The organism is Gilliamella sp. B3783 (assembly GCF_026536125.1).
Classification (GTDB): domain Bacteria; phylum Pseudomonadota; class Gammaproteobacteria; order Enterobacterales; family Orbaceae; genus Gilliamella.
In genome coordinates, this window is the sequence record NZ_JAFNOU010000006.1 from 178,246 (window position 1) to 190,736 (window position 12,491).

15 protein-coding genes are annotated in these 12,491 nt (G+C 34.4%); 11 read left to right on the forward strand and 4 right to left on the reverse strand.

What is annotated here, in order from left to right; all coding sequences use genetic code 11:
• Window positions 1-173: 173 nt before the first annotated feature.
• From mnmA to J3U59_RS07830, 9 genes are all read left to right on the forward strand, one after another.
• Complete coding sequence (mnmA, locus tag J3U59_RS07790) at window positions 174-1,292, forward strand: tRNA 2-thiouridine(34) synthase MnmA (RefSeq protein ID WP_267333034.1); 1,119 nt, start codon at window positions 174-176, stop codon at window positions 1,290-1,292.
• Window position 1,293: 1 nt separating this feature from the next.
• Window positions 1,294-1,941, forward strand: a complete 648-nt coding sequence (gene hflD, locus J3U59_RS07795) for a high frequency lysogenization protein HflD (RefSeq protein WP_267333035.1) — start codon at window positions 1,294-1,296, stop codon at window positions 1,939-1,941.
• Between the two features lie 47 nt (window positions 1,942-1,988).
• The gene (gene purB, locus J3U59_RS07800) at window positions 1,989-3,356 is read left to right on the forward strand and encodes an adenylosuccinate lyase (RefSeq protein WP_267333036.1); all 1,368 of its coding nucleotides are present in this window, start codon (window positions 1,989-1,991) and stop codon (window positions 3,354-3,356) included.
• 109 nt (window positions 3,357-3,465) lie between these two features.
• Entirely contained in the window at window positions 3,466-4,386 is a 921-nt protein-coding gene (gene hemC / locus J3U59_RS07805; RefSeq protein ID WP_267333037.1) for a hydroxymethylbilane synthase, read from the forward strand.
• Window positions 4,383-5,153: a uroporphyrinogen-III synthase gene (locus J3U59_RS07810; protein WP_267333038.1), complete on the forward strand. Its 771-nt coding sequence runs from the start codon at window positions 4,383-4,385 to the stop codon at window positions 5,151-5,153. The genes hemC and J3U59_RS07810 overlap by 4 nt, the downstream gene beginning before the upstream one ends.
• A 92-nt stretch (window positions 5,154-5,245) precedes the next feature.
• Entirely contained in the window at window positions 5,246-5,446 is a 201-nt protein-coding gene (locus tag J3U59_RS07815; RefSeq protein ID WP_267333039.1) for a hypothetical protein, read from the forward strand.
• Between the two features lie 67 nt (window positions 5,447-5,513).
• Window positions 5,514-5,693, forward strand: coding sequence for a hypothetical protein (locus tag J3U59_RS07820; RefSeq protein WP_267333040.1), 180 nt, complete (start codon window positions 5,514-5,516; stop codon window positions 5,691-5,693).
• Between the two features lie 370 nt (window positions 5,694-6,063).
• A complete protein-coding gene (locus J3U59_RS07825) occupies window positions 6,064-6,759 on the forward strand; it encodes an AzlC family ABC transporter permease (RefSeq protein ID WP_267333041.1) in 696 nt (231 codons plus the stop codon).
• A complete protein-coding gene (locus J3U59_RS07830) occupies window positions 6,756-7,079 on the forward strand; it encodes an AzlD domain-containing protein (RefSeq protein ID WP_267333042.1) in 324 nt (107 codons plus the stop codon). The genes J3U59_RS07825 and J3U59_RS07830 overlap by 4 nt, the downstream gene beginning before the upstream one ends.
• Window positions 7,080-7,113: 34 nt before the next feature.
• Here the strand turns inward: J3U59_RS07830 and J3U59_RS07835 are convergent, their stop codons facing one another.
• Both J3U59_RS07835 and J3U59_RS07840 read right to left on the reverse strand, forming a co-directional pair.
• The gene (locus J3U59_RS07835; RefSeq protein ID WP_267333043.1) at window positions 7,114-8,013 is read right to left on the reverse strand and encodes a heme biosynthesis HemY N-terminal domain-containing protein; all 900 of its coding nucleotides are present in this window, start codon (window positions 8,011-8,013) and stop codon (window positions 7,114-7,116) included.
• A 10-nt stretch (window positions 8,014-8,023) separates the two neighbouring features.
• Entirely contained in the window at window positions 8,024-9,469 is a 1,446-nt protein-coding gene (locus J3U59_RS07840) for a uroporphyrinogen-III C-methyltransferase (protein ID WP_267333044.1), read from the reverse strand.
• 740 nt (window positions 9,470-10,209) lie between these two features.
• On the opposite strand from J3U59_RS07840, the gene gmk reads away from it, so the two are divergent.
• Window positions 10,210-10,833, forward strand: a complete 624-nt coding sequence (gene gmk, locus J3U59_RS07845) for a guanylate kinase (protein ID WP_267333045.1) — start codon at window positions 10,210-10,212, stop codon at window positions 10,831-10,833.
• A gap of 124 nt (window positions 10,834-10,957) precedes the next feature.
• On the opposite strand, the gene gloA is transcribed toward gmk, so the two are convergent.
• Both gloA and J3U59_RS07855 read right to left on the reverse strand, forming a co-directional pair.
• Window positions 10,958-11,365 carry a lactoylglutathione lyase gene (gene gloA / locus J3U59_RS07850; protein ID WP_267333046.1) on the reverse strand — a complete coding sequence of 136 codons (408 nt, stop codon included), beginning with the start codon at window positions 11,363-11,365 and terminating at the stop codon, window positions 10,958-10,960.
• Window positions 11,366-11,609: 244 nt separating this feature from the next.
• The gene (locus tag J3U59_RS07855) at window positions 11,610-12,110 is read right to left on the reverse strand and encodes a glycine zipper 2TM domain-containing protein (RefSeq protein ID WP_416379557.1); all 501 of its coding nucleotides are present in this window, start codon (window positions 12,108-12,110) and stop codon (window positions 11,610-11,612) included.
• 168 nt (window positions 12,111-12,278) lie between these two features.
• On the opposite strand from J3U59_RS07855, the gene J3U59_RS07860 reads away from it, so the two are divergent.
• The gene (locus J3U59_RS07860) at window positions 12,279-12,473 is read left to right on the forward strand and encodes a hypothetical protein (protein ID WP_267333048.1); all 195 of its coding nucleotides are present in this window, start codon (window positions 12,279-12,281) and stop codon (window positions 12,471-12,473) included.
• Window positions 12,474-12,491: the final 18 nt, after the last annotated feature.

Below are 12,491 nucleotides of genomic sequence, written 5' to 3' on the forward strand. Positions count from 1 at the left end.
CCGTGCAAATATCGAGCAAAAATCGCGTTTAAAAATGTTCAAAATATTGCGTAGGCCCAATTATTGCAAAAAGCTTTGCAGAATTAACCAAATTGATACAGGTATAGCTTTATGCTTTTTTATCCAAATATGATAGAATTGTCCTAAATTTTTAGTCTAATTATTTTGTTATTATGCCAAATTTAAATACATCCAAAAAAGTTGTTGTCGGCATGTCTGGCGGCGTTGACTCTTCTGTTTCAGCATATTTATTACAGCAACAAGGTTATCAAGTTGTTGGATTATTTATGAAGAACTGGGAAGAAGACGACACCGAAGAATATTGTTCTGCATCCGTTGATTTAGCTGATGCTCAGGCCGTATGTGATAAATTGAATATTAAATTGCACACAATCAATTTTGCGGCTGAATATTGGGACAATGTATTTGAACATTTTTTATCCGAATATAAAGCAGGTCGAACACCTAATCCGGATATTTTATGTAATAAAGAAATCAAATTTAAAGCATTTTTGGAATATGCAGCCGAAGATCTTGGTGCAGATTTTATTGCAACAGGGCATTATGTACGCAAACGTGAGCACAACGGCAAGGTCGAATTATTACGGGGCATCGACAACAACAAAGACCAGAGTTATTTTCTTTACACACTAAGCGAAGCACAAATTCGTCAAAGCCTTTTCCCTGTTGGTGAACTTGAAAAACCTAAAGTTCGTGAAATAGCGAAACAATTAGGTTTAGCCACTGCTGCCAAAAAAGACTCAACAGGAATCTGTTTTATTGGCGAACGTAAATTTACTGAATTTCTTGCACGCTATTTACCGGCTAAATCCGGTCCTATAAGAACCGTGGATGGCAAAGTCATTGGTCAACATCAAGGGTTGATGTATCACACATTAGGACAACGTAAAGGACTGGGCATTGGTGGTTTAAAACAAGCCGATGATACGCCTTGGTATGTTGTTGATAAAGATCTTATCAATAATGAATTAATTGTAGCGCAAGGACACGATCATCCTGCCCTATTTTCAAATGGATTAATTGCCAGTCAATTGCATTGGGTAGATAGGCAAGTCGTCACTGAGCCATTTAATTGCACGGTAAAAACTCGCTACCGTCAAGAAGATATTATTTGCCGTGTAAATCCTTTATCTGAGGATAAAATTGAAGTGATCTTTGCTCATCCTGTTGCCGCCGTAACGCCAGGACAATCCGCTGTTTTTTATCAAGGTGAAGTTTGCCTTGGGGGTGGTATTATAGAAGAGAGAATTATGGGCAATAAGGAGTTTTAAAATGAATAATAAATATCATCATATTGCTATAGCCCTTGCCGGTGTTGCACAAAGTGCGATATTAATTCCTCAACTGGCCAATACAGGGGTATGCAGTAACGCGCTTTATGAACGATCAATAAAAAGCGTGTTTGAAACTTCGCCCAGAACAACAGCAGATGTTTATGATGGACTTGAAAACATAAAAACGGGATTACAAACACTTATCCAATTGCTCTCTTCAGGGCAAAAAGAGCAGATCGAAATTATTCGTTATCTTTTTGGCACATTAAATATTACCAGCAAATTAATAAAAAATAATGATGCTTTAGATAAGATCGATCAGCGACTTAAACGAATTGCGAGTCTTTACCCCGATACAAATATTGATACCATTAATAACAATATTGAAGATTTATCATACTCATTAGCGGGGATCTACTCCGATATTATTAGTCCTTTAGCGACCAAAATAAAAGTTATAGGCAAACCAGAATTTTTACAAAACTCACTAGTGCAAGCTAAAGTAAGAACATCGCTACTGGGTTGTGTTCGTTCTGCAATGTTATGGTATCAAGTTGGAGGTGGTCGATTACAGTTTTTATTTTGTCGAAAACGAATCAATAATGCGGCACAACAATTATTACAAGATATCAATACAACAATTTAATTTATATTTTCAATATGATACTTAAATAGAGTCACGGAGTTGAACCGATGGAATTATCTGCACTTACAGCCCTTTCACCTATTGATGGTCGTTATGGTGATAAAACAATAGAATTACGTACCATTTTTAGCGAATTTGGTTTATTAAAATACCGCGTTGAAGTTGAAGTTCGTTGGTTACAAAAATTAGCTTCACAAGAAAATATTCCTGAAATTCCAGCACTAAGTCAGTCAGCCACTCATCATTTAAACCAAATTGTTGAACAATTTAATCAAGACGACGCATTACGCATTAAAGCGATCGAAAAAACAACCAATCACGATGTAAAAGCCGTTGAATATTTTCTAAAAGAGAAAGTCAGTACGAATGAAGAACTCCATGCTATTAATGAGTTTATTCACTTTGCTTGCACTTCTGAAGATATTAATAATTTATCTTATGCTTTGATGCTAAAAACAGCAAAAGAGACTGTTTTACTACCTTATTGGCAACAAGTAATTGATAAAATTACGTTGCAAGCAAAAGAGTATTGCAACTTACCTTTACTAGCTAGAACCCATGGACAACCCGCTACACCCACAACTATTGGCAAAGAGTTTGCCAATGTTGCCTATCGATTAAAACGCCAATTTAATCAGCTTCAATCCGTTGAAATATTAGGAAAAATAAATGGGGCTACCGGTAACTATAATGCGCATATGGTTGCTTACCCGCATGTTGATTGGCACAATTTAAGCGAAGCGTTTGTTAGTTCATTAGGCCTAAAATGGAATCCTTACACAACTCAAATTGAACCACACGACTATATCGCTGAATTTTTTGATTGTGTTGCGCGTTTTAATACTATCCTGATCGATTTCGATCGCGATGTTTGGGGCTATATTGCTTTAAATCACTTCAAACAAAAAACGGTAACAGGCGAAATCGGATCGTCAACCATGCCACATAAAGTCAATCCTATTGATTTTGAAAATTCAGAAGGTAATTTAGGTCTTGCCAATGCCATTATGAATCATCTAGGCAGTAAATTGCCGGTTTCTCGTTGGCAACGCGATCTAACCGATTCGACTGTATTACGAAACTTAGGCGTTGGGATTGGCTACGCGATTATTGCTTACCAATCAACCTTAAAAGGCCTAAATAAGTTAGAAGTAAACCAAGCATACTTGCTTGACGAACTTGACCGTAATTGGGAAGTATTAGCTGAACCAATCCAAACAGTGATGCGCCGTTATGGTATAGAAAAGCCATACGAAAAATTGAAAGAATTAACACGTGGCAAACGAGTTGATGCAGAGGGCATGAAACAGTTTATTGAATCCTTAGATTTACCTGAAGAGGAAAAAACTCGATTAAAACAGCTAACACCAGCTAATTATATTGGTTATGCGGTGAATTTTGTAGATAAGCTCTAATCATTGAAAAACGGTCTGAATAGTAACAGTATTTTGCTATTCAGACTAAACTATGAGCTCATTTAAACTAAAAAAACAACTACACTTAGCTATACAATAGGAAAATCAATTGAAGATTCGCATTGCAACTCGAAGAAGCCCTTTAGCATTATGGCAAGCTAATTTTGTTAAACAAAATCTACTCTTGGCACATAAGAATTTAACTGTCGAGCTTATACCGATGATGACTCAAGGTGATATCATACTTGATAGTCCACTTGCCAAAATTGGCGGTAAAGGTCTTTTTGTTAAACAGCTTGAACAAGCTATATTAACTAACCAAGCTGATATTGCGGTTCATTCAATAAAAGATATTCCTGCACAATTTCCTGAAGGTTTAACCCTTGCGACAATTTGTCAACGAGACGATGTGCGCGATGCCTTTATTTCTAATCACTATTCCAATTTAGATGAACTACCTAATGGTGCAATTGTCGGTACATCAAGCTTACGCCGCCAATGCCAGCTACGAGCTAACTACCCCCATTTACAGATCAAAGATCTACGTGGAAATGTTGGAACCCGATTAGCAAAACTTGATAATCAGGAGTATGATGCAATCATCTTAGCTTCAGTAGGATTAAAGCGATTAGATTTACAAGATAGAATCAAGCAATATATCGGTATCAGCTCAATTTTACCCGCCGTTGGTCAAGGTGCCATTGGTATTGAAACTCGAGCAAATGATAAACCATTATTAGACATTCTATCTGTACTTGATGATAAAAATAGCCGGATTTGCATTCAAGCTGAAAGAGCGATGAATAAAGCTTTACAAGGGGGATGCCAAGTCCCTATCGCCTGCTATAGTCAATTAAATAATGATATATTATCCTTACAAGGTCTAGTTGGAAGTATTGATGGTTCGAAAATTATCAAAGCAACAGTAGAAGGTAGCATTAACGATCCTGAAAAATTAGGGCAAACACTAGCTGAACATTTACTAGAACAAGGTGCCAAATCTATATTACAGGAATTAAATGACGGATGATTTTTGTCACTAGACCCTCACCTGAGGGTGAACAACTAACCCAATTATTAAACCAAGCAAATCTACCTGCGAAGCATTTGCCATTTTTTAAAATTTTACCGGGTCGTGATCTGTTAAATTTACAAGAACAACTCACTAAACTCCGTCCTCATGATATGGTTATTGTAGTTTCACCACAAGTAAGCTATGCAATAAAGACTTATCTTTGCCGTTTAAACCTCCCCACTAACGTCCGTTATTTTGCAATTGGTAAAAAGTCAGCTGACCTTTTTAATCAAATGACAACAGTAAACGTTAATTACCCAGCCCAAGAAAACAGCGAAGGACTTTTAATCAGACTGCAGTCAGAAGTAATAGAAAATCATACTGTATTACTATTATGCGGTAATGTCGGCAGGCAACTATTAGCACAAGAACTCATTGGTCGAAACGCAAAAGTAATCCCAATTGAATGTTATTGCCGAGAACCAATAATCTATCCAACCGATATCTTATCTCACAACATTGCCGAACAAACTATCATTATTACCAGTTTGGAACACTTAAACCAACTTGAACTGTACAGCAATTTAGAGCATAAACAGCTGACCCATCTAATTGTAACAAGTCATAGAATTTTCACTGTTGCCAAGCAGCATCTATGGCAAAACGTATTATTAGTAAATGGCGCAAATAATCAAAATATACTCAATGCTGCCATGCAAAACTTTCCCAATTCAAACAAAAATGGTTCTAGTCACATAAGTTATCAACATGATGAAAAATAATAGGAAAAATGAGATAAAAACACCTATAAATTCTTTTAGCAGTACCACTCCTATTAACAAGTTGTGCCAATCGTTTTAAGCCGATTGTAAAAATGGCCTTGAGTAACAATAAAACCTTATGCACACAGATAGAAACAATTAAATGTAATTATAAAAATCTTACTTCTGACCGAAATGGTAGTGGTGGTGCCCTTAACACGCCAGAAATTGATGACGAAGATGTGGGCAAAAAAAGGGGCGGCGGCTCAACTTGTGGCGCTGCTGTATTAAGAGCTAACTGGATCCCAGTATGACGATCAAGATTTATTGAGTCGTCTTGCCATATCTAAGATGAGGACCTGCGCGTTAAACTTACCTGCCATGAATTTGGATTATGATGAAATAAATATCATTCAACAATATGATAAAAGTGACTCGACCGAAATTTCATTGCCTCAACCACCGCCATCAGCCCGCGATGATTTTGGTAAAGTCGCAAATATCACGGTACATTTTTTACCTTGTAACCAGATATTTATCACATATGTCACAACAGAATAAGGACGTAATCCGGTTCTTTGAAAACGGTTTGCCGAAAGCTGTGTTCGCCGCACCCAAGTATTAAATCAACAGCGGATTACCGTAAAATAAGGCTAAAATGGATGCAATTAAGGCTCAGCAGTTGAAGATACCACAATAAATTTTGCCACGTTATATCAAATAACAAGAGGCAAGGATCAAATTACCGATTAATACCGAAAAGAATTCATCGCTAATAAAATAAAAAATATATCAAGCTAACTAACTAGAAGTTTATGAAAATATAATTACTCACTAATCAATTGTTTTTGATATTATAAAAGCGATAAAACTTACCAATTGATTAGCTACATTTTTTAAATTATAAAATTTTAATGATTAAGAGAATACGATGGCATTAACATTTAATGACGGCGTTAAAGCATGTATACCAACATTACTTGGCTATGTTGGTATTGGCATTGCAGCTGGAGCTGTAGGTAAAGCAGCAAATTTATCCATTTTAGAAGTCACCTTATTGGCAGTAATGGTTTATGCGGGCGCTGCACAATTTATTATTACCGGTTTAATGATTGTTGCAACACCAATTTCAGCTATTATTTTTACTGTTTTTTTAGTTAATTCTCGCCATTTTTTAATGAGCATGGCAACTGCACCAACATTTAAAAAGTATTCTTTATTGAATAATATTGCAATAGGCAGCTTATTAACCGATGAAAGTTTTGCGGTCGCGATGAATGCAATTGCGAATAAAAATCCAATCAATTGTGCATGGATGCATGGCCTAAATTTAACCGCTTACTTAGCTTGGATTTTATCTTGTTTGATTGGAGCATTAATTGGCAAATGGTTACCCGATCCTGCCCAGTTTGGCTTAGATTATGCTTTAGTTGCTATGTTTATTGGTCTTTTATATTTACAACTTATAAGTGATAAAAATAAACGCATGAAAAATCGACTATTGGCAATGTTGACTGTAACTATCGTATTAATTTTTTTATTACGATTTTTATCCGCTGAATTGGCAATACTGGCCAGTACGTTTGCAGGATGTTTTATCGGCGTTGCCATGGAGCGTAAAGCATGAGTATTTATAGTTTACTGATTATATTAGGATCAGGGTTAGTGACTTGGTTACCTAGAATTATTCCATTCATATTAGTACGAAAATTACAATTACCTGACATTGTGACTCGTTTTTTATCCTATGTTCCTATATGTATATTAACTGCCTTATTTGTAGAAAATCTGTTTATTGTAAAACCTGGCGCGTTTCCTGAGTTTAATCTTGAATATTGCTTAGCGGCGATTCCAACGATTATTGTGGCACTATTGACTAAAAATCTAATGTTAATTGTGGTAACAGGCATGTGTGCGATGTCAGCGATACGGTTCTTTTTAACCTAATAAATTGAAAAAAGCAGGACAACTGTCCTGCTTATTATGTTCTCTCTTTATTTTCAAGCTTATTGATAGCATTTATAATCTTATTAGCTTCAGCTGTTTGTCCTACTTGATTAAGATAATTCGCCATTGCTTTTTGGTACGCCATATTATTTAGAATTGCTTTAGGTTGTGATTTCCACCATTTTATTAATGCTAATGGATCGCTATCAGCTGACAATTGCTTAATGCGACCAATATAAGCGGCTTGTTTAAATTGATCTAATTGAGATTCACTATAAGCCTTAACTTTGTACATAGCAGGCATTAAATCAATCACAGCTTGATAATCACCCATATCATAAAAGAGTTGATCGGCAAGTCTTAATACTTCTGGATGACGTGGTTTTTCATTCAATAGCTGCTCTATTGTTGTTCGCGCTGAAGCATATTCACGGTTTTTAATTTGTAAACGTATCTGTACCAGTTTGAAAGCAAATATCTCATTAGGTTGACAGTTTTGTGCAGCTTGTTCCAAAGATTGATTGGCTGAAACCAATTCATCATTATCGATTTGCGCTTGTGCAGCAAGCAAATAAGATAATGCCGAATTGTTCGATACTTTAGCTGATTTCATAAAAAACTTACTGGCTTGTTGATAATCGCCTTCAAGTAGTGAAATTTGTGCCATCTCAAGCCGTTTAACAACTTTTTTAGGTGATTTTGAACGTAACCATTCCCCTAAAATTGTTTTGGAATTAAAAATTTTCTTTAAAAACCAATAAACAATATATAAACAAAATAAAGCTAATAACTCAAGTATGACAAATGAATTAAATGACATACTGACTTTATAATTTGCAACTTCAAAAACAGCTGAACCTTGATGACCTTGTAATAGCGGTCCTAACAAAAAACCCGCCACCAACACTAAAAAAATAATCAATATTTTTAGCATTATTATTCTCCTATTTAGCCATCATTGAACGCACACGCGATTGCATTAATTTTTCTAATTCCGTCGCGCTTGCCAACTTATCTGGAACAGATTGATTACTGATTGATTGACTTTGTAAATTCTCAAGATCATCTAAGAAAGCTTTAACATCAGGCGCATTACCATCAAAATAAGCATTAACCCACAATGCAGCATCACTTAAAGCGCGTTGGTAAACAAGATCTTGATGTCTTGGTACAGCCTGAGCTGCAATCAATAAACGAAAACGAATATTTTCGCGTAAATAAAGTGATTGTTCTAAATTTAGTGGTGTTTTCAATATTTGACATCTCACAATCTGTTTTTCATCTTTTTGAGCTTTGGATAAACAAGTGGCAAAATTTTTCTCATTTTCATCAATTTTTTCAATGGTGATGAATTTATCCAAAAATGACTGAGCATTAGTCAATAAATTATTCGACCAATCAAAAACAGACGACGTTATTTCGCGATGATTATTTTTCTCTGTTGGCTCTTCGGTTAGCTCTTTTGAATTAGTCGGCGTATTAACTGATTGTGCTGATGATATGTCATCATTATATTGTGTCATCCCTAAATCTATTTCTTTGTAATTTCCAACCAAAGGTAATTCCGTTAGGGATTCAGAAAGTCCGATTAAATTCATCACAATACCATCATAGTCAACAAAACTGACTTTTGACAGTGAAGTAATATCTTGATTAATCGCTTGCCTTGCCGGTATCAAACTAGGATCATCAGCTTGCGCTAAACTTTCATCGGCACTTTTAAGCAATAATCGAGCGGTTGTATAATCTTGATCATTCCAAATTTTTCTACCCGCTAGATGCACCAGATAATTTGCTTGTGAAATCAACCACACACTGTTATCTGTTGTTGACATGGCCGAAAGACGCTCGTTTAAATTATGCAAATTTTGTTCAGTTAATTTTGAGGCGTCATTGATTTGATTGGTTAACTGTTGTTGATTTTTTTGTTGTTCATTGAGTTGGCGATCAACGCGCTGTTCCAGCGATGAAAATTGTTGATTTTGCTTGTTTACCGCATCGGTGATGCTATTTTGCAAATCATGAACAATACTATCTTTGGTACTTTGTTTCAAATTGGCAAGTTCAACTTGTAGGCTTGCAATTGTCTTTTTTTGATTTTCGACTTGCAAGTGTCCATGATAAAAAACAAAGCCGCCTAAACCGATTGTTAAAGCAATCGCTAAGATGGCTAACTTTGAAGTGGGCACTTTATTTGAATTATTTTTAGTAGCTGATAAATTGGATTTTTTTTCTACTTCAGGACTAGATTGGGCATTTATTGGCATTTTTTTATTTTCAGTCATAGTCTTATTCGCTTTATATTCAGTTTTTATGATAGGTGAAGGGCTAAATGAGGTCGTATTTATTGTTGAAAGCGTTGCATTGGCACCATAATATTTTAATGGCATAATTTACTCCACTTAGCTCTGGTTTAAATGACAATATTATGACATAGAGTCATCACAGTTTTAACTAAAATTTAATTAGTAACAAATCAAATCATTTTAAATAGTTATTTTTAAATTGATTTTGTTGATTAACTTACTCTCTTTATTTTGGTATTTGTCATATTACTAGTTATCCTTTTTTGATCAATATTATGTTTTTCATCATTGAGCAGTAATTTTATCTTTAGCCTTTCGCTGCTTGATATAACGTGGTTAAACGAAGAAAAATACTGTTATAGGGGTATATGGGCTATATTATTCACCCTAGATTCAATGATAGTTAAAAATTTTATTGCTAAATAAAGATAAACCAGACATGAATATGACACAAAATTTTTGCAATTATTATTTTTGTGTACTATTTTATTGATACCTTCATCAAAACTATATTGTTATATTTTTTATATCTATACCTTAAAAAATTACTGCTAAAATTAGCGGTTGATCAAATTTATCTTTCTGATTAACAAAATTCAATTCAATTATTTTTATAGTCGTTTTGATGTATTGTCAGTATATTGTTAACTTATTAAATTGCAAAAACTTTAACAACCTATCATTGCATCCAGTATAAACATATGTAATTTGATGTTTGCTATACCACAATCTAGCAAATTATTTTGTTATAATATTTGCATTTCGTTTTAGTTATCTTATTTTAGTTATCTAATCAACCTTTTCATACTAAGTGATAAAATTTTATGTATACAGGAACCTTGTTTATTATTTCAGCACCAAGTGGTGCGGGTAAATCAAGTTTAATTCAAGCTTATTTAGCGCAAAAAGATCATCATCCAGCTAGAGTTTCTATTTCTCATACAACTCGCACACCAAGGCCTGGTGAACAACATGGTGAACATTATTATTTTGTTGATCATCAACAGTTTGAATCGTTGATCAATCAACAAGCTTTTGTTGAGTATGCGCATGTATTTGAAAACTATTACGGCACCTCAAAAGATGAGATCGAAAAAAGTTTAATTGATGGAGTAAATGTTTTTTTAGATATTGATTGGCAAGGTGCAAGGCAAGTACGAGCGCAAATGCCCGAGTCAAAAAGCATTTTTATTTTGCCACCATCAATTGAAGAGCTAAAAAATCGACTCAAGAAGCGTGGACAAGATGATGATCAGGTAATTGATAAAAGAATGCAAAAAGCTCAAGCCGAAATTTCACATTATGATGAATATGATTATATTATTATTAATGATGATTTTGATTGTTCATTAAATTCATTAAATTCAATTATCACAGCTACACGTTTAGAACAGCAGAAACAAGCAATGATTAATCAAAACCTACTTAGAAGTTTACTAGCAAAATAGTAACTCATAGGTTAGCGCTATATAATTTTGCTAGCTTTGACATAAAAGCCTTAACGTAAATTAGTTAATTCATTTTTTACAACAATATCGCCGAATTTGATCGGCGATATGATTTACCTTAATTTTAATGACCTAATGCTTTATTAGCCTGATCATTTTGAATCAACTCTATTTTATAACCATCGGGATCTTCAATAAATGCAATAATTGTGTTGCCCCCTTTTACTGGACCGGCTTCACGCGTTACTTTGCCACCTGCTTGTTTGACATTACTACACATTTGCGCAACATCATCAACACCAATAGCAATATGCCCAAAAGCATTACCATGATCATAACTTTGTGTTCCCCAATTATAGGTCAGTTCAATAACTGAACCGGCTGATTCATCATGATAACCAACAAAAGCAAGTGAATATTTATATTCTGTATTTTCACTCGTTCTTAATAATCGCATGCCCATTATACGAGTATAAAAATCAATTGATCGTTGTAAATCACCAACACGAATCATAGTATGTAATATACGCATCGCTTTATTGTTCCTTTTATAGTAATAATGATTTCAATAATTTTATATATTCACAACGAGCCAATCAAATTTTTTATGCCTGAATTTGCATATTGATAATATTTGATATGGATTGAAGAGAAAGCCTTGAAGATTTTATTGGTGCACGACTTACTGAAGATAGTTAAATGAATAATTTTGCGAAAATAGACTTCGCTTAGAACGCTAACAAGCAAAGTCTATTTTATTTAGAAAAAAGGGAAAATTACTTCTTAATTTCGCTATTATAACGAGGTGATGCGCTAATTTGTTTACCATTACTGACTAAACGTACTTTTTGCCCTGCAAAAAAATCATTAGCAGATCCTTTTTGTACAATAACGATATTGCCGCCGTTTTCTCGTTGAATTTCTAACTCAACAGCACTGGTTTGGCTAGCTTGATTTTCAATTGCACTACCTAACACTGCACCACCGATTGCACCAGTTGCAATCGCCACAGCTTGCCCGGTACCATTACCGACTGTATTACCTAAAACGCCACCAAGTACTGCACCACCTAATGAACCTAAAATATTTTCACTGCTACCATCAGAGGCATTAGTTTGGATTTTCACTGGGCGAACAGACACAACTGTACCATAACTAACTTGTTGAACCTGTTTTGCTTGATCTGTTGTATAAACATCGCCAGAATATATATCACTATTACCACAACCCGTTAAAATTGCTGCTAAAATAGCTAAAGTGACGATTTTTTTCATAATTTATTCCTCATATAATTTGAGTATGAGCATGCTCATACTATTTTTTAGCATAATATTCTTTTATAAAAACGACAATATCATTTTCACTATTTTATCACTAGATAATATTATTTCTTAGCAAGTTGAGTTATACTCAGGTTAATAGTTTATCTACCATACAATAAGTATATGAAACGGTTATTTTTTCAATTAATATTATCAGTTATGATATGTGCCTGCCATGATACCAATCAACAACAAAAATTAGATAATGAAGCAATTGTTGAGAGTAAAAATAAAGATTGTTTATCAGAGAATGCAGGCAGTAATTTGCATCAACTCGACAATATTGCAATTGCAGCGCAAGGGTGTCCCGTAAAATAACTTAATAGGCATAATTAA

What these genes read in the sequence shown, in the direction of transcription:
- J3U59_RS07815 (WP_267333039.1), top strand. Translation starts at nt 5,246, where the DNA reads ATGGCCTTGAGTAACAATAAAACCTTATGCACACAGATAGAAACAATT.
- gmk (WP_267333045.1), top strand. Translation starts at nt 10,210, where the DNA reads ATGTATACAGGAACCTTGTTTATTATTTCAGCACCAAGTGGTGCGGGT.
- J3U59_RS07830 (WP_267333042.1), top strand. Translation starts at nt 6,756, where the DNA reads ATGAGTATTTATAGTTTACTGATTATATTAGGATCAGGGTTAGTGACT.
- J3U59_RS07825 (WP_267333041.1), top strand. Translation starts at nt 6,064, where the DNA reads ATGGCATTAACATTTAATGACGGCGTTAAAGCATGTATACCAACATTA.
- J3U59_RS07840 (WP_267333044.1), bottom strand. Translation starts at nt 9,469, where the DNA reads ATGCCATTAAAATATTATGGTGCCAATGCAACGCTTTCAACAATAAAT.
- purB (WP_267333036.1), top strand. Translation starts at nt 1,989, where the DNA reads ATGGAATTATCTGCACTTACAGCCCTTTCACCTATTGATGGTCGTTAT.
- gloA (WP_267333046.1), bottom strand. Translation starts at nt 11,365, where the DNA reads ATGCGTATATTACATACTATGATTCGTGTTGGTGATTTACAACGATCA.
- J3U59_RS07860 (WP_267333048.1), top strand. Translation starts at nt 12,279, where the DNA reads ATGAAACGGTTATTTTTTCAATTAATATTATCAGTTATGATATGTGCC.
- J3U59_RS07810 (WP_267333038.1), top strand. Translation starts at nt 4,383, where the DNA reads ATGATTTTTGTCACTAGACCCTCACCTGAGGGTGAACAACTAACCCAA.
- J3U59_RS07820 (WP_267333040.1), top strand. Translation starts at nt 5,514, where the DNA reads ATGAATTTGGATTATGATGAAATAAATATCATTCAACAATATGATAAA.
- hflD (WP_267333035.1), top strand. Translation starts at nt 1,294, where the DNA reads ATGAATAATAAATATCATCATATTGCTATAGCCCTTGCCGGTGTTGCA.
- mnmA (WP_267333034.1), top strand. Translation starts at nt 174, where the DNA reads ATGCCAAATTTAAATACATCCAAAAAAGTTGTTGTCGGCATGTCTGGC.
- J3U59_RS07835 (WP_267333043.1), bottom strand. Translation starts at nt 8,013, where the DNA reads ATGCTAAAAATATTGATTATTTTTTTAGTGTTGGTGGCGGGTTTTTTG.